This window comes from Pseudomonas saudiphocaensis, from assembly GCF_000756775.1.
Classification (GTDB): Bacteria; Pseudomonadota; Gammaproteobacteria; order Pseudomonadales; family Pseudomonadaceae; genus Stutzerimonas; species Stutzerimonas saudiphocaensis.
In genome coordinates, this window is sequence record NZ_CCSF01000001.1 from 273,849 (window position 1) to 289,655 (window position 15,807).

Sequence of the window (15,807 nt, forward strand, 5' to 3'; positions counted from 1 at the left end):
TAGGTTCTCAGCTGTACCGAGCCCGTGGAAGTGGCTTCAGTTACGAAGCCTTCTTTTATCCCGGCTCCAGCATGGTTTCCGGGCGCACCCACCGGTCGAACTCCTCATCGCTGAGGTAGCCGAGCTCCAGTGCCGCCTCACGAAGTGTGCTGCCTTCGGCATAGGCCTTCTTGGCGATTTCCGCGGCCTTGTCGTAGCCGATATGCGGGTTCAGTGCCGTAACCAACATCAGGCCGCGCTCCAGGTGCTCGGCCATGCGCTCGGCATCCGGCTCCATGCCGGTGATGCAGTGGCTGTTGAAATTGCGGCAGCCATCGGCCAGCAGACGGATCGATTCCAGCAGGTTGTGGATGATCACCGGTTTGAAGACGTTCAGCTGCAAGTGGCCCTGGCTGGCGGCGAAGCCAATGGTGGTGTCGTTGCCCATGACCTGGCAGGCGATCATCGACAGTGCCTCGCACTGGGTCGGGTTGACCTTGCCGGGCATGATCGAACTGCCGGGCTCGTTGGCCGGCAGGCGCACTTCGGCAAATCCCCCACGCGGGCCGGAACCCAGCAGGCGCAGGTCGTTGGCGATCTTCATCAATGCCACGGCGAGGGTTTTCAGCGCGCCGGACAGCGCCACCAGCGGCTCATGACCGGAGAGTGCGGCAAACTTGTTCGGTGCCGAGACGAAGGGCAACCCCGAGAGCGCGGCAAGCTCCGCCGCGATGGCATCGGCAAAGCCGTGTGGTGCGTTAAGCCCGGTGCCCACGGCGGTGCCACCCTGGGCCAGTTCGAGAACTGCCGGCATGGCCTGGCGAATGGCGCGCTCGGCGATATCCAGCTGTGCGACAAACGCCGATAGCTCCTGACCGAAGGTGACCGGCGTGGCGTCCATCATGTGGGTGCGCCCGGTTTTTACCAGCTTGCCGTGTCGAGCCGCCTGTTCGGCGAGGCCTCCGGACAGCTCGGCGATGGCCGGCAGCAATTGATCGTGTACCGCCCTGGCCGCCGCGATGTGCATGGCGGTGGGGAAGCAGTCGTTGGAGCTTTGCGCGCGGTTGACGTGATCGTTCGGGTGCACCGGACTTTTCCCGCCGCGCGTGCCGCCGGCCAGTTCGTTGGCACGACCGGCAATCACCTCGTTGACGTTCATGTTGCTCTGGGTGCCGCTGCCGGTCTGCCAGACCACCAGCGGGAATTGTTCATCGTGCTGACCGTGGAGGATCTCGTCGGCAGCCTGCTCGATCAGGCGGGCCACATCCGGCGGCAGATCACCAATGCGGTCATTCACCCGTGCCGCGGCTTTCTTGATCAGCGCCAGAGCGTGGCAGACGGCCAGCGGCATGCGCTGATCGCCGATGGCAAAATTGCTCAGCGAGCGCTGGGTTTGAGCGCCCCAATAGGCCTGCTCCGGTACTTCCACAGGGCCGAGGCTGTCGGTTTCGGTGCGGGTCATGCCGTACTCCATTGGAAATGTTAGGGCTAGGCTAGTTAGGTCGCCCGGAGCCGGCCCAGGTTCAATCGGCCGGTTTTTCGTTCCTTGAGAGATTGGAACTCCCCGCGCAGAATGTGTCCACTGAGGCACATCTATCGCCTCCCAAGGATCATTCAATGGACATGTTTCGTATCGCCGCGCTCTGCAGCGCCTTTTCACTTGCGTTGCTGAGCGTTCAGGTCAGTGCCGACGAGGCCAGCCATGCTGCCAAGGCCGAGCGCTTCCTCGAGCTGGTCGGAGCCAACCGCCTGACCGTGCCGGTATATGCCCAGGTCCAGCAGATGTTCGCCGAGCGCTTTGCCCAGACCCAGGCGCCGGAAAGCAAGCGCGCCCTGCTGGAAAGCTACCAGTCCAAGGCTGATGCAGTGCTTGATCGGGAGATCGGCTGGCACAAGCTCAAGCCCGACCTGGTTGCGCTCTACAGCGAAGCGTTCAGCGAGAAGGAGCTGGCCGAACTGAATGAATTCTATGCATCCGAGTTGGGCAAGAAGGTGCTGGCAAGATTGCCGCAACTCAACGCCCGCTCGGCGCAGCTGACTCAGGCCCGGCTTGAAGGCGCCGTACCCGAAGTGAACAAGCTGCTGGCGGACATGACCGCCGAACTCGATACCCAGAAAAAGCCCTGATGGAGTTGGTTAGGCATGAGCAAACTGAACACGATCGAAGGCGCCCTGCAGGCGCTGCAGCCCGAGCATCTGCAGGTGCTCGATGAAAGCCATATGCACAGTCGCGGGCAGGAGACTCATTACAAGGCGGTGATCGTCAGTGAGCAGTTCGCCGGCCTCAGCGCCGTCAAACGCCACCAGAAGGCCTATGCCGCCATGGGCGAGCTGATGCAGCAGATCCATGCACTGGCACTGCACACCTATACCCCTGAAGAATGGAAGGAGCAGGGCGTTGCGCCGGCCTCTCCGGTTTGCGCGGGTGGGCACAAGTAGCGTTTGATCGTCATTGAGAAGACAGCTGCGCATTTGTTGATAGAATTGCGCACCGCGCCGGCTTATGCCGGCGTTGTCTTTTTTGCATCCCCGGTCCGTCCTTTACGAGGATGACCACTGGAGGAATATTCCGTATGACTCAGAAAGTCGTCGTTGCGGCGCTGTACAAGTTCGTCTCCCTGCCGGACTACGTCGCGTTACGCGAGCCCCTGCTCAATGTCCTCGAAGCCAATGGCATCAAGGGCACGCTGCTGCTTGCCGAGGAAGGCATCAATGGCACCGTTGCCGGCAGTCGCGAAGGAATCGATGCGCTGCTCGCCTGGTTCGGTACCGATCCACGTCTGGCCGATATCGACCACAAGGAATCCCGCTGCGCCGAGCCGCCGTTTTACCGCACCAAGGTCAAGCTGAAGAAGGAGATCGTCACCCTCGGCGTGCCGGGCGTCGATCCCAACCAGCGTGTCGGCACCTATGTGGAGCCGAAGGACTGGAACGCGCTGATCGACGACCCCGAGGTGCTGCTGATCGATACCCGTAACGACTACGAAGTGGCCATCGGCACCTTCGAAGGCGCGATCGATCCGCAGACCAAGTCCTTCCGCGAGTTTCCCGAGTACATCAAGGCGCATTACGACCCGGCGAAGCACAAGAAGGTGGCCATGTTCTGCACCGGCGGCATCCGCTGTGAGAAAGCCTCCAGCTACATGTTGGGCGAGGGCTTCGAGGAGGTTTATCACCTCAAGGGCGGCATCCTCAAATATCTAGAGGAGGTGCCCCAGGAGGAAACTCGCTGGCGCGGCGACTGCTATGTGTTCGACAACCGTGTGACCGTGCGCCACGATCTGAGCGAGGGCGATTTCGAGCAGTGCCACGCGTGCCGTACTCCGGTTTCCGTTGAGGATCGCCAGTCGGAACATTACGCACCCGGTATCAGCTGCCCGCATTGCTGGGATACGCTGAGCGAGAAAACCCGCACCAGCGCCCGTGAGCGGCAGAAGCAGATCGAGTTGGCGCTCCAACGCAACCAGCCACATCCTATCGGTCATAACTACCGCAAGCAGGGCGCGTGAAAACACCTCTTGAGGAGCACGGATGAGCACCGGACTGATCTACGTAATGGACCCCATGTGCTCCTGGTGCTGGGGCTTTGCGCCGGTAGCCCGGGCTCTGACAGAGCAGGCGGCTGATTCCGGCGTCGGGATGCGCCTGGTGGTGGGCGGCCTGCGCCGCGAGCGCATGGTGATGGACCGTGCCGGTCGCGAGCGCACGCTGTCCTACTGGCAGGCCGTGCATGAGGCCAGCGGTCAGCCGTTCGACCTGGAAGGCGGCCTGCCAGACGGTCTGATCTACGACACCGAGCCGGCGTGCCGGGCGCTGGTGGCGGCGCGTGATCTCGACGAACAGCGTGTCTGGCCGTTGGCACAGCGTATCCAGCAGGCGTTTTACGTGGAGCGCTGGGATGTCACCCAGGCGCAACGGCTGGTGGAACTGGCTGCAGAAGTCGGGTTTGCGCGTGGCAGGTTTGCCGAGCATTTCGATTCCCAGGCCATTCGCGACGCTACCGTCGCCGACTTTGCCTGGGCACGCAATCTTGGCATCGCCGGTTTTCCGACCCTGCTGGCCGAGCAGGATGGCCAGCTGGCGCTGCTGACCAACGGTTATCAGCCGCTGGCCGCGTTGCAGCCGCTGCTGACTCGCTGGCTGGAGCGCAACGTCCGTGGCTGACCGGCTCAGCTGGGCAGAGATCCGCCGTCTTGCGTTGCATCATCGCAAGGCGCTGATCCTGGCCAACCTGATCGCCGTGCTGGCGACCCTGAGCAGCGTACCGATCCCCCTGTTGCTGCCGCTGCTGGTCGATGAGGTGCTGCTTGGCGACGGCAACACCGCGCTGCAGATCATGGATCACTTTCTTCCCCAGGGTTGGCAGACCGCGGCGGGTTACATCGGCCTGATGCTCGGCCTGACCTTGCTGCTGCGTGGCACCGCGCTGGTGTTCAACGTATTGCAGGCGCGTCTGTTCGCGGGTTTATCGAAGGACATCGTCTACCGTATCCGCATCCGCCTGATCGAACGCCTCAAGCGCATTGCGCTGGCCGAATACGAAAGCCTTGGCGGCGGAACGGTGGCGGCGCATCTGGTCACCGACCTGGAGACCATCGACAAATTCATCGGTGAGACCCTGAGCCGTCTGTTGGTGGCGCTGCTGTCGATTGCCGGCACGGCGGCAATCCTGCTGTGGATGCACTGGCAGTTGGCGCTGCTGATCCTGCTGTTCAACCCGCTGGTGATCTACGCCACGGTGCAGCTGGGCAAGCGCGTCAAACATCTGAAGAAGCTGGAAAACGATAGCACTGCACGCTTCACTCAGGCGCTCACCGAAACCCTGGATGCCATTCAGGAAGTGCGCGCCGGCAACCGCCAGGGCTTCTTCCTTGGCCGGCTGGGCTTCAAGGCCCGGGAAGTGCGCGACCATGCGGTGGCTTCGCAGTGGAAGACCGATGCCTCCAACCGTGCCAGCGGCTTGCTGTTCCAGTTCGGTATCGATGTCTTTCGTGCCGCGGCGATGCTTACCGTGCTGCTCTCGGACCTCTCCATCGGGCAGATGCTGGCGGTGTTCAGCTACCTCTGGTTCATGATCGGACCGGTGGAGCAGCTGCTCTCCCTGCAATACGCCTTCTACGCCGCCGGCGGCGCGCTGACGCGGATCAACCAGCTGCTGGCGCGGGCTGACGAACCGCAGTACGAAGGGGGAAGCAATCCCTTTGCGGTAAGTCGCACGGTGGGCATCGAGGTGCGTGGGCTGCATTTCTCTTATCAGGACGAACCGGTGTTGGAAGGGATGGACCTCAGCATCGCGCCTGGCGAGAAGGTTGCCATCGTTGGCGCCAGTGGCGGCGGCAAGAGCACTCTGGTGCAGTTGCTGCTGGGCCTATACCGCGCTCAGGCGGGAGAAATTCGCTATGGCGGTGCGACACTGGAGCAGATCGGCCTGGACTGCGTGCGCGAGCATGTCGCCGTGGTGATGCAGCACCCGGCACTGTTCAACGATACGGTGCGTGCCAACTTGCTGATGGGCCGCGAACGTGATGACGAGGCGTGCTGGCAGGCGCTGGAAATCGCTCAGTTGGCGGACACCATCCGCCAGTTGCCGCAAGGTCTGGACAGCATCGTCGGGCGCTCCGGGGTGCGTCTTTCGGGCGGTCAGCGTCAGCGACTGGCGGTGGCGCGGATGATTCTCGCCGACCCCAGCGTGGTGATTCTCGACGAAGCCACGTCGGCTCTGGACAGCGCTACCGAATTTGCACTGCACCAGGCGCTGAGCCGCTTTCTCAAGGGGCGCACCACGCTGATCATCGCCCATCGACTCTCAGCGGTGAAACAGGCCGACCGGGTGCTGGTATTCGATGGCGGGCGGATCGCCGAGCAGGGCGAGCACGGTCAGCTGATTGCGGAAGGCGGGCTGTACGCACGGCTGTATGGGCATCTGCAGCAACATTGAGCGGCCTGCATCGCAACAGCTGATACGCATTTCGTCCGATTTATGGCGGTAGATTGCTGACGCTCTACTGCGATCTGTTTGGCAAAAGGCTATTATTCACGTCCGTTTCGTCGCACTTTCGGCGAGTCCGTATTCCGCCATTTGCAGGTGCCCTGATGCAGTTCGATTTCTTCGCCAATCTTTCTGTCGGCAAAAAGCTGCTGTTTGGCTTCGCCATGGTCATCGTCTTGACCCTGGGTGTCGCCGGCACCGGTTTCTATGCAGTGGATTCGATCCTGACCCGCTCCGCACAGATGAACCAGCTCTCGCGTGTCAACGCGGCGATTCTCGATGCCCGCGGCCAGGAGCGCGATTACGCTCTGACGCGCCGGCCGGCATCCGCCGAAGCCTTGCGCGAAACGCTGAAGCGTCTCGACCAGGAGTTGATCAGGCTGGAGGCGCAGTCCGCAGGAGACGAGCGGGCGCGCTTGCGGCAGATTCGCAGCGATGCCGAGGTCTATGCCAAACAGTTCAACGAGTACGGCTTTCTTATCGACCGTGGCGCGCAGTTGCGTGAACACATGGACGAGGCAGCACAGCTGAGTCGCGAGGAGTTCGAGTTCGTCGAACTGAGCATGTACGACGCCGTGCGCTTGCTGCGAATCGAAGGCAACCGGATGCCAGGTAGTGACCCGTTGACTGTTGCCGAGGCGACCTCGGGTCTGACCAAGCGAATTCTCGACTTGCGTACCTACGAAAGTCTCTATATCGGCAGCAGCTCTCAGGAAGCAGTGGACCGTTGGAACGAGGCTTACGCCGAAGTAAAGAGCGTTGGCGAGGGCCTCAAGCGCTGGCTCGATGAGGACCAGCAGACCAATATGGACGGCGCCCTGGCGGCCATCGGCAACTACGAGAAGGCATTCACCGAGTTTCGTGGTAACCGCGGTACGCGGGTTGCCCTGGAGCAGGCCATGGAGGCACAGGCCCGGCGCATCCTTGATACAGCCGACCAGGCGCTGGCCCAGTCGACGGCGGCCATGCAGGCGCAGCGCAGCAATGCCTTCCTGCTACTGACAGTCATTACCGCTCTGGCAGCGCTTATCGGCATGGTCTCCGCCACACTGATCTCGCGCATGATCGTGGTGCCGCTGCGCTACACCGTTGAGCTGGCGCAACAGGTGGCTGGTGGTGATCTCACCCAGACGCAGCGAGTTACCCGTGGCGACGAGCTGGGCCAGCTGCAGCAGGCGATGGCTGACATGACGCAAAGTCTGCGCGGCCTGATCGGGCGCATTGGCGGTGGTGTCGGGCAAATCGCCACTGCCGCTGAGCAGCTTTCCGCAGTGACCGCGCAGACCAGCGCCGGCGTGCAAAGGCAGCGTGTTGAAACCGAGCAGGTGGTGACTGCCATTCACCAAATGTCGGCCACTGTCCAGGAAGTGGCACAGAACGCCGAGCAGGCTTCGCAAGCGGCAAACGAAGCCGACCGCCAGGCACGCCAGGGCGACCTGGTGGTGCAGGACGCCGTTGTGCAGGTGGGCAGCCTGGCTGGCGAGGTCGAACAGTCCGCCCACGCCATCGAGGCGCTGCATGCTGAAAGTGGGCGCATCGGCAGCGTTCTTGAAGTGATTCGTGCGGTCGCCGAGCAGACCAACCTGCTGGCACTTAACGCCGCCATTGAAGCGGCACGTGCCGGTGAACAGGGCCGCGGCTTTGCCGTGGTCGCCGACGAAGTGCGAGCGCTGGCGCGACGTACCCACGACTCCACCGAGGAAATCGAGGGTCTGATCGGCAACCTGCAACGTGTCGCCGAGCGGGCTGTAGAGCAGATGCAAAGCAGCCGTGATCTCACGCAGCGCACCGTTGAGCTGGCCAATGAGGCAGGCGCGGCGCTGGGGCGGATCACCGAGTCGGTGTCCACCATCGAGCAGATGAACCAGCAGATTGCCGCCGCCGCTGAGGAGCAGAGCGCCGTGGCGGAGAACATCTCCCAGAGCGTGACCCGCGTTCACGATATCGGCGAGCAGAGTGCGGCCGCCAGCGAGCAGACTGCGGGCGCCAGTGCCGAGCTGGCGCGTCTGGGTGTCGAACTGCAGGCGCTGGTAAAGCAGTTCCGAACCTGATGCGGTAACGCTTCATCGATGTTCCGGACCCCGGCCCTGCGCCGGGGTCTTTGGTTTTGGTGGTTCTGAACTCCGCGTAGGTGCGTCGATCTAGTTAAAGGTCGCGGCAGCAGTGATGCCTGTGGCCGAAGCCACCTAGCGAGGAAGCCTGTTCATGCGTACTGCCCCTACCACGGCCTCAGCGCCGGTCGGTGACGACCAGACCCGCTTGCGTCGCGCCATCACCGGGCCGGCGTTGTTTCTGTTCATTCTTGGCGACGTGCTGGGCGCCGGGGTTTATGCGCTGGTGGGCAAGATTGCCGTGCAGGTAGGCGGCGCGGTCTGGGTGCCGCTGCTGGTGGCGCTGGGCTTCGCGCTGCTCACCGCAGGGTCCTATGCGGAGCTGGTGACCAAATACCCCAAGGCGGGCGGCTCGGCGGTATTTGCCGAACGTGCCTTCGGCAGTCCCTTGCTGTCATTTCTGGTCGGCTTCGCCATGCTCGCCGCCGCGGTGACCAGCGCTGCGGGGTTGTCGCTGGCCTTCGCTGGGGATTATCTCGGCGCCTTTCTGGATGTTCCGGCGGTACCAGCGGCACTGGCGTTCCTGTTGTTGATCGCACTGCTCAACGCCCGCGGCATCCGCGAGTCCATGGGCGCCAATATCGTGATGACGATAATCGAAGTCTCCGGCCTGGTGCTGGTGATAGTGCTGGCCGCGCGCTTCGTTCTTGGCGGCGCCGGCGAGCCGGAGCGCGTGCTGGAATTCACACCGGGCATTTCCCCGGCGGTGGCGGTGCTGGGTGCGGCGCTGCTGGCGTTTTATTCCTATGTAGGGTTCGAGGTATCGGCCAATGTGGCCGAGGAGGTTCGCGATGTGCGCCGCGTATATCCGCGTGCGCTGTTCGGCGCGCTGCTGGTGGCCGGGCTTATCTATCTGGGCGTCGGGCTGGCGGCGGCAGTGGTGTTGCCACCCGAGGCTCTGGGCGAGTCCTCGGCGCCCTTGCTGGAGGTGGTGCGGGCTACCGGTAACGCCGTGCCGGACAATCTGTTCGCACTGATTGCTTTGGTGGCGGTAGCCAATGGCGCGCTGCTGACCATGATCATGGCCAGTCGGCTGGCCTATGGCATGGCCGATCGCGGTTTGCTTCCCGCGGCGTTGACCCGGGTGCTGCCAGGGCGGCGCACGCCTTGGCTGGCCATCGTCCTGACGACTCTGGTGGCGATGGTGCTGACCGTGACCGGCAGCCTGGCGGTGCTGGCGGAGACGGTGGTGTTGCTGCTGCTGTACGTGTTTATCGCAACCAACGTCGCCGTGCTGGTGCTGCGCAAGGAGCGCATTGCCGAACCTCACTTCCGCACGCCGACCATCATGCCGGTGCTGGCGATCCTTTCCTGCCTGATGCTGCTCGCCCAGCAGGGTGCCGGCACCTGGTTGCGTGCCGGCTTGCTGCTGGGCCTGGGCGTGCTGCTTTACGGCATCGGCCGCTGGCAGGCGCGACGACTTAGCGTCGGCTGAGATCCGCTGCCCATTCGTCCAGAGGGATTTCAGGGTGCTGCTGCCAGATCCGTTGCCACAGCGCTTTCAGCTGGCTCATATCGCCGCGTTCGGTCGGCACTCGCTCCACGTGCTGGATCAGCTGCCAGTCGCCGTCCTGCTGTTCTGCCAGGGCGAAGCGGAATGGATGGAAGCCGGTCATGCCGAGCCGCAGGTCGGTGACCAGCAGTTGCTCGCCAATGACGTCATAGCGCATCACCCCGCCAGTGAACCACTGCAGCCGCGCATGTTGCGGCGAGTCGGCCAGTAGGGCCGACAGCGGTTCGCCCCGGGGCAACCGTACCAGTCGCGGCGGCTCGGAATCGAACCAACTCACCAGGGTTTCGTAATAGTGGTCGCCGTCCACCAGGACTACTCGCCATAGCAGGCTGTTGAAGGGTGTCGGTGCGCTGAACAACTTTTCGACCTGCAGGTTCTCCTGTGCCAGCAGGGCTTCGACCCGTTGCTCGGCCATCTGCTTGCCGGCCAGGGTGAAGCCCAGGTAGAGGGTCGACAGCAGCAGTGCGGCATTTACCCAGCGGGTTGCCCGCCCCCTAAAGCCGGCTATCGCACCAGCGAGCACGGCCAGCAGCAACGGCACGCTGTAGAGCGGATCGATGATGAACACGCTGGACCAGGCCACCGGCGCCGTGGTGAGTGGCCAGAACAGCTGCGTGCCGTAAGTGGTGAAGGCATCCAGCGTCACGTGGGTGGCTAGCACCAGCCAGACGGTAAAGAACAGCCGCATCGCCGAGTAGTCGGGGTGCGGACGTACTCGTCGGACCAGCCAGGCCAGCAACACCGCCACCATGCTGAGCACGAACAGCGAGTGGCTAAAACCCCGGTGATAGGTGGTGTTGGCAACCGCGTCGCCGTAATCGATAAGCACGTCGAGGTCAGGCAGGGTGCCGAGCATGGCGCCGTAAAGCAGCGCTTTTCGGCCCTGCCAGCGGCCTAGCAGGGAGGCCTGCACGCTGGCGCCGAGAAGGGCCTGGGTGATCGAATCCATGAAGTGTCCTATTGCGGCGGGGGCATTACATTAGCCGAAGCATTCGCACGATCTACCGGTAAATCATGTAAAAGCATGTCGGCGGCTGCCGGGTCATAGGACAATGCCGCTGCTCATTCCACAGCAACGAAGGCTTCTGATGCTGGAAATCTCCAATGCCGTCCATTTGCCCGACAGCGAGATCGAATTGACCGCGATCCGTGCGCAGGGTGCCGGTGGGCAGAACGTCAACAAGGTCTCCAGTGCGGTGCATCTGCGTTTCGATATCAAGGCCTCATCGTTGCCGGATTTCTACAAGGAACGGCTGCTGGCACTGCGCGACAGCCGCATCACGGCTGATGGCGTGATCATTCTCAAGGCGCAGCAGTATCGAACTCAGGAGCAGAACCGTGCCGATGCGCTGGAACGGCTGGTGGAGCTGATTCGCAGCGCAACCAAGGTTGAGAAGGCGCGGCGCCCGACGCGCCCGACCCTAGGCTCTAAGAACCGCCGGCTGGACGGCAAGAGCAAACGTGGTGCGATCAAGGCGGGGCGGGGCAAGGTGGATTTCTGAACGATGCCCGGGCCGCCACCGGGCTCAGGACCCGGTGCGTTGTTCCGGCTGGGTTTCGGGCTCGAGCGTTGGCTCTTCGGGTGGCAGGTCGTCCAGCTCTTCGTCGGGAATCGATTCCTCGGTTGGGGGCACTTCGGGGGCATCGGGCATCAGCTCCATCACGGTGGGGCTGGTACGTAGCATCGGGGTAAAGTGGCCATGGGGTTCGGTGACCAGGTCCATGACCTTGCGCGGGCGATAGAAGGCGTAAAACGCCAGCACGCCAAGCGACACCGCGTAGAACAGCGGCAGCGCCACGGGCCCGCCCAGGTGCATCAGGCCACCGGCGGCCACAGGGCCGAGTGCGGCGCCGAAGCCGTTGGACAGCAATAGCCCGCTGGAGCCAGACAGAATCTCGTCAGGGTTCAGGTGGTCAACCATCTGCGCCACGGCGATGGAATAGATCGAGAACGCCAGCCCGCCCCAGACGAACATCAGCCCCAACAACAGGTTGCTCGCCTCGAGTATGGTCGCCACCAGCGGCAGTGCCGCCGCCAGGGTCACCACCCAAAGCAATACCACGCGTCGCTCGAAACGGTCGGAAAGCAGCCCGATCGGCCATTGCAGCACGGCACCGCCGAGGATGGTCACGCTCATCATCAGGCCTACGCCTGCCGCATCGAAGCCCACCTGGCCGGCATACACCGGCGCCAGGCCCCAGAAACCGCCCAGGGCGAAGCCCGAGATGCCGGCTGCCATCAGCGGCAGCGGGGCGACGCGGGCCAGTTGTAGCAGGTCGGTGGAGGGCACGTCCGGCAGGGCAGGTTGCGGCTGCCGGGTGAGGGTGATGGGCATCATCGCGCCGCCGATGAGCATGGTCGCCAGGGCGAACAGGGTGAACGCCATGGGGCTGTCCAGGCCCAGCAGCTGCTGAGCGGCTGCCAGCGAGCCGAGGTTTACCGCCATATAGATGGCGAATACCTGGCCGCGCTTTTCTCCGTTTACTTGGGCGTTGAGCCAGCTTTCGATGACGATGTACAGCGTCACCAGGGCGACGCCGTACATGACGCGCAGCACCAGCCAGACCCAGGGGTTGACGATCATCACGTGCAGCAAAACCGCGGTGGCGGCCAGCGCGGCGTAGAAGGAGAAGGTGCGGATATGGCCGATCCGGCGGATCAGCGACGGTGCCAGCCAGGTGCCGATGAGAAAGCCGGAAAAATAGCCGGACATCAGCAGGCCGATCATCCCCGTGGAGTAGCCTTCGGCCACACCGCGAAGCGTCAGCAGGGTGTTGAGCAGGCCGTGGCCAAGCAGCAACAGCGTAACCCCAACGAGCAGTGAGCTGATGGGAGCTAACATGGTCCTCATGGCAAACAACCTTAAGCTAGTGAACCGGAGAGACAAGCGGCGCCATGCAGGCTTGTCTTCAAGAGGGTCTGCAGCAGACCGATGATTCAGCGGATGAGTATAGGTGCCTGGTCAGCCGTCGATCCGCTGCGGTCAGCCAGGCGCGGCTATCGGCAACGGAACGGCGTACTTCACCAGACTCGTGAAACCCTGCCTGGGTTCACCTCAAATCTGAGGCTCGTCGCCTTGGAGCGTGGTGATCAGAGCCCGGACGCTGCCTGGCAAGGCGTCTAGTTCGCGGACCAGAATGCTGCGTTCACGCACCGCCCAAGGTTCGTCCAGTTCGACCATGGCCAGCTGCATGGTGCGGCTGTGCCTGCGGCCGGCCGACTCGGGAATGATGCCGATGCCCACGCCAGCCTCGATCATTCGGCACACCGCTTCGAAGCTCGACAGCTGAATCCGCAGGGAAAGGGTACCACCCAGGCGCTCCACCTGATCGCGGAGGAAGCTCAGCAGGGTGCTGCCGTCATGCAGACCGATATGCTGATAGGCCAGGGTCTGGCGCAGGGTCAGCTTTTTCTCAGCCGCCAGCGGGTGCCCGAGGGGCACGGCCAGCAGCAGGCGGTCGGTGCTGAAATGCAGAACCTGCAAACCCTCGGCGCGGACTGGGCCGGCGATGATGCCCATGTCCGTCGAACCGTCCAGCACGCCGCGGACGATGTCGCGGCTGAGCTTTTCCTGCAGGTCCACCGTAACGCCGGGCCGCTGGGCGAGAAAGCCTGCCAGCACCTCCGGCAGAAACTCGGTAACCGCGGTGGTGTTGGCGAAGATGCGGATGTGCCCAGCCTGGTCGGTGCCGTATTCGGTGAACTCGCTTTTCAGGTAGTCCACCTGGCGCATGATCAGCCGTGCGTGCTGCAACAGCTTGTGCCCGGCTGGAGTGAGCTCCACGCCCCGGCTGTCACGGTATAGCAGGCGGGTGTCGAACTGCCCCTCAAGCGCCTTGATGCGCGCGCTGGCGGCGGCCGGCGAGAGATGCGCGCGACGTGCGCCCTGGGTCAGGCTGGGGGATTCGGCAATGTGAATGAATAGGCGCAGGTCGGCCAGAGCGAAGTGCATGGTGAGCTCAAAGTAACGATTCCGGCGTTCAGCATAGCCGAACGCTGGTGTCGGTAAATACAAATTCTCGGAACGCTGGCTTCGTTGCATCCTGCAAAAAAACAACACAGCGCGGACCACTCCGATGACCGACTCTGCTTTGACCGCCTGGATCGGGCGCACCCAGGATGTTCACGATCAACTGAGCCGCAACCTGATTCAGCGTATCGCCGCAACCTTCGGCGAGCCGAATCCGGGCCATGGCGAACCGCTGCCTCCTCTGTGGCAGTGGTGCTTTTTTCAGGACACGGTCGCCGAGTCCGGCCTTGGCGAAGACGGTCATCCGGCGCGGGGTGGTTTCCTGCCGCCGGCCGGCGATCGCAATCGCATGTGGGCGGGCGGACGTCTGGAGTTCCACGAGCCGTTGAAGGTAGGCGGCGAAGCCACTCGCACCACCACCATTCTCGATGTCGAGGAAAAGGTCGGCCGCACGGGTTCGCTGCTGTTCGTAACCCTGCGTCATGACTACCTGCAGGACGGCCGGTTGGCCATCCGTGAGGAGCAGGACATCGTCTACCGCGAGCCGACCCCGCCGAAGCTCGCTGGCGGTGATCCAATGCCGGAAGGCAACTGGCGCGAGAGGGTCGAGCCCACTCCGACGCTGCTGTTCCGCTATTCGGCGGTCACCTTCAATGGCCACCGCATTCATTACGACTGGCCCTACGTCACCGAGACCGAGGGCTACCCGGGCCTGGTGGTGCACGGCCCGCTGATCGCAACCCTGAACCTGCGTGCCTTCTGCCGGGCGATACCCGAAGCACGCGTACAGCGTTTTTCCTACCGGGGCGTGCGCCCGCTGATCGCGCCGCAGCCTTTCGAAGTGGGCGGGCGCATCGTGGCGCCGGGCAAGGCCGAGCTGTGGGCAGGCAATACCGGCGGTATCGCGCAGAAGGCTGAAGTGGAATTCGAGTGAGGCGGACGCCAGCCCCTCACCTCTGACTTCTTTCCGAGGTGCAGAGTGAGGGACAAACGGACTTCCGTAGGAGCGAGCTTGCTCGCGAACCGAGTCCACTCTTCGCGAGCAAGCTCGCTCCCACCCTGGAATTTGAGGAATCAATATGAACCCGTACCTGAACGAAGAATACAACGCCATCCGTGAAGGCGTGCGCGCCCTTTGTGCGGACTTCCCCGCTGAATACTGGCGCAAGATCGACGAGGAAAAGGGCTTCCCCGAGGCCTTCGTTGCTGCGCTGACCGAAGCTGGCTGGCTGTCGGCGATGATTCCGGAAGAGTACGGCGGATCGGGCCTGGGCCTGGCCGAAGCCTCGATCATTCTCGAGGAGGTGAACCGCTGCGGCGGCAACTCCGGCACCGTGCACGGCCAGATGTACAACATGTTCACCCTGTTGCGTAACGGCAGCGAAGAGCAGAAGCGCTACTACCTGCCCAAGCTGGCCAGCGGCGAGCTGCGCCTGCAGTCCATGGGTGTGACCGAGCCGACCACCGGCACTGACACCACCAAGATCAAGACCACGGCGGTGAAGAAGGGCGACAAGTACGTCATCAATGGCCAGAAGGTGTGGATCTCCCGTATCCAGCACTCCGACCTGATGATCCTGCTGGCCCGTACCACGCCGCTGGCCGAGGTGCAGCGCAAGGCCGACGGCATGTCCATCTTCCTCGTCGACCTGCGCGAAGCCATCGGCAACGGCCTGACCGTGCAGCCGATCGCCAACATGGTCAACCACGAGACCAACGAGCTGTTCTTCGACAACCTGGAAATCCCCGCCAGCAGCCTGATCGGCGAAGAGGGCAAGGGCTTCCGCTACATCCTCGACGGCCTGAACGCCGAGCGCACCCTGATCGCCGCCGAGTGCATAGGTGATGGCCGCTGGTTCACCGAAAAATCGGCCCAATACGCCCGTGACCGCGTGGTGTTTGGTCGCCCGATCGGCCAGAACCAGGGCGTGCAGTTCCCAATTGCCGAAGCGCACATCGAGCTGGAAGCGGCCGACCTTATGCGCTGGCGCGCCTGTGAAGAGTACGACGCCGGCCGCAATGCCGGTGCTGCGGCCAACATGGCCAAGTACCTGGCCGCCAAGGCTTCCTGGGAAGCGGCCAACGCCTGCCTGCAGACCCACGGCGGCTTCGGCTTCGCCAACGAATACGACGTCGAGCGCAAGTTCCGCGAGACCCGCCTGTACCAGGTGGCGCCGATCTCCACCAACCTGATTCTTTCCTACGTCGCGGAACACCTGCTCGAGCTGCCGCGCTCGTTCTAAA

Annotated in this window: 13 protein-coding genes and 2 pseudogenes; 11 read left to right on the plus strand and 4 right to left on the minus strand. The window is 63.3% G+C overall.

Annotation, left to right across the window (positions count from 1 at the left end):
• Positions 1 to 55: 55 nt before the first annotated feature.
• Positions 56 to 1,441, minus strand: a complete 1,386-nt coding sequence (locus BN1079_RS01410) for a class II fumarate hydratase (protein ID WP_037021772.1) — start codon at positions 1,439 to 1,441, stop codon at positions 56 to 58.
• Positions 1,442 to 1,596: 155 nt separating this feature from the next.
• Between BN1079_RS01410 and BN1079_RS01415 the strand changes: the two genes are divergently transcribed.
• The 8 genes and pseudogenes from BN1079_RS01415 (at position 1,597) to BN1079_RS01445 (ending at position 9,514) form a co-directional block, all read left to right on the plus strand.
• Positions 1,597 to 2,106 carry a DUF2059 domain-containing protein gene (locus BN1079_RS01415; protein ID WP_037021773.1) on the plus strand — a complete coding sequence of 170 codons (510 nt, stop codon included), beginning with the start codon at positions 1,597 to 1,599 and terminating at the stop codon, positions 2,104 to 2,106.
• 15 nt (positions 2,107 to 2,121) lie between these two features.
• Positions 2,122 to 2,418 (plus strand): BolA family protein, encoded by a 297-nt coding sequence (locus tag BN1079_RS01420; protein ID WP_037021774.1) that lies wholly within the window; start codon positions 2,122 to 2,124, stop codon positions 2,416 to 2,418.
• A 134-nt stretch (positions 2,419 to 2,552) separates the two neighbouring features.
• Entirely contained in the window at positions 2,553 to 3,488 is a 936-nt protein-coding gene (gene trhO, locus BN1079_RS01425; RefSeq protein WP_037021775.1) for an oxygen-dependent tRNA uridine(34) hydroxylase TrhO, read from the plus strand.
• 22 nt (positions 3,489 to 3,510) lie between these two features.
• Complete coding sequence (locus tag BN1079_RS01430) at positions 3,511 to 4,143, plus strand: DsbA family protein (RefSeq protein WP_037021776.1); 633 nt, start codon at positions 3,511 to 3,513, stop codon at positions 4,141 to 4,143.
• Positions 4,136 to 5,917, plus strand: coding sequence for an ABC transporter ATP-binding protein (locus tag BN1079_RS01435; RefSeq protein ID WP_037021778.1), 1,782 nt, complete (start codon positions 4,136 to 4,138; stop codon positions 5,915 to 5,917). The genes BN1079_RS01430 and BN1079_RS01435 overlap by 8 nt, the downstream gene beginning before the upstream one ends.
• Positions 5,918 to 6,210: 293 nt before the next feature.
• Positions 6,211 to 7,161: pseudogene (locus BN1079_RS17920) on the plus strand (HAMP domain-containing protein); the annotation flags it as partial.
• Between the two features lie 261 nt (positions 7,162 to 7,422).
• A pseudogene (locus BN1079_RS17925) lies at positions 7,423 to 8,019 on the plus strand (methyl-accepting chemotaxis protein); the annotation flags it as partial.
• A gap of 154 nt (positions 8,020 to 8,173) precedes the next feature.
• Positions 8,174 to 9,514, plus strand: coding sequence for an APC family permease (locus BN1079_RS01445; RefSeq protein ID WP_037021782.1), 1,341 nt, complete (start codon positions 8,174 to 8,176; stop codon positions 9,512 to 9,514).
• Here the strand turns inward: BN1079_RS01445 and BN1079_RS01450 are convergent.
• Positions 9,501 to 10,541: a metal-dependent hydrolase gene (locus tag BN1079_RS01450; RefSeq protein WP_037021783.1), complete on the minus strand. Its 1,041-nt coding sequence runs from the start codon at positions 10,539 to 10,541 to the stop codon at positions 9,501 to 9,503. The two genes, BN1079_RS01445 and BN1079_RS01450, sit on opposite strands and share 14 nt — an antisense overlap.
• A 139-nt stretch (positions 10,542 to 10,680) precedes the next feature.
• Between BN1079_RS01450 and arfB the strand changes: the two genes are divergently transcribed.
• Entirely contained in the window at positions 10,681 to 11,094 is a 414-nt protein-coding gene (gene arfB, locus BN1079_RS01455) for an alternative ribosome rescue aminoacyl-tRNA hydrolase ArfB (RefSeq protein WP_037021785.1), read from the plus strand.
• Positions 11,095 to 11,118: 24 nt separating this feature from the next.
• Here the strand turns inward: arfB and BN1079_RS01460 are convergent, their stop codons facing one another.
• Both BN1079_RS01460 and BN1079_RS01465 read right to left on the minus strand, forming a co-directional pair.
• Entirely contained in the window at positions 11,119 to 12,444 is a 1,326-nt protein-coding gene (locus tag BN1079_RS01460) for an MFS transporter (RefSeq protein ID WP_037021786.1), read from the minus strand.
• Between the two features lie 204 nt (positions 12,445 to 12,648).
• On the minus strand, positions 12,649 to 13,545 hold the full coding sequence (locus tag BN1079_RS01465; RefSeq protein WP_037021788.1) for a LysR substrate-binding domain-containing protein: 897 nt from the start codon (positions 13,543 to 13,545) through the stop codon (positions 12,649 to 12,651).
• Positions 13,546 to 13,669: 124 nt separating this feature from the next.
• On the opposite strand from BN1079_RS01465, the gene BN1079_RS01470 reads away from it, so the two are divergent.
• Both BN1079_RS01470 and BN1079_RS01475 read left to right on the plus strand, forming a co-directional pair.
• A complete protein-coding gene (locus BN1079_RS01470) occupies positions 13,670 to 14,497 on the plus strand; it encodes an HTD2 family dehydratase (RefSeq protein WP_037021790.1) in 828 nt (275 codons plus the stop codon).
• Positions 14,498 to 14,642: 145 nt separating this feature from the next.
• The gene (locus BN1079_RS01475) at positions 14,643 to 15,806 is read left to right on the plus strand and encodes an acyl-CoA dehydrogenase family protein (RefSeq protein ID WP_037021792.1); all 1,164 of its coding nucleotides are present in this window, start codon (positions 14,643 to 14,645) and stop codon (positions 15,804 to 15,806) included.
• Position 15,807 lies beyond the last annotated feature (1 nt).

Bases quoted from the DNA above. Each gene is read 5' to 3' on its own strand.
- arfB (WP_037021785.1), top strand. From the start codon at position 10,681: ATGCTGGAAATCTCCAATGCCGTCCATTTGCCCGACAGCGAGATCGAA.
- BN1079_RS01475 (WP_037021792.1), top strand. From the start codon at position 14,643: ATGAACCCGTACCTGAACGAAGAATACAACGCCATCCGTGAAGGCGTG.
- BN1079_RS01430 (WP_037021776.1), top strand. From the start codon at position 3,511: ATGAGCACCGGACTGATCTACGTAATGGACCCCATGTGCTCCTGGTGC.
- BN1079_RS01465 (WP_037021788.1), bottom strand. From the start codon at position 13,545: ATGCACTTCGCTCTGGCCGACCTGCGCCTATTCATTCACATTGCCGAA.
- BN1079_RS01415 (WP_037021773.1), top strand. From the start codon at position 1,597: ATGGACATGTTTCGTATCGCCGCGCTCTGCAGCGCCTTTTCACTTGCG.
- trhO (WP_037021775.1), top strand. From the start codon at position 2,553: ATGACTCAGAAAGTCGTCGTTGCGGCGCTGTACAAGTTCGTCTCCCTG.
- BN1079_RS01410 (WP_037021772.1), bottom strand. From the start codon at position 1,441: ATGACCCGCACCGAAACCGACAGCCTCGGCCCTGTGGAAGTACCGGAG.
- BN1079_RS01445 (WP_037021782.1), top strand. From the start codon at position 8,174: ATGCGTACTGCCCCTACCACGGCCTCAGCGCCGGTCGGTGACGACCAG.
- BN1079_RS01460 (WP_037021786.1), bottom strand. From the start codon at position 12,444: ATGAGGACCATGTTAGCTCCCATCAGCTCACTGCTCGTTGGGGTTACG.
- BN1079_RS01470 (WP_037021790.1), top strand. From the start codon at position 13,670: ATGACCGACTCTGCTTTGACCGCCTGGATCGGGCGCACCCAGGATGTT.
- BN1079_RS01450 (WP_037021783.1), bottom strand. From the start codon at position 10,541: ATGGATTCGATCACCCAGGCCCTTCTCGGCGCCAGCGTGCAGGCCTCC.
- BN1079_RS01420 (WP_037021774.1), top strand. From the start codon at position 2,122: ATGAGCAAACTGAACACGATCGAAGGCGCCCTGCAGGCGCTGCAGCCC.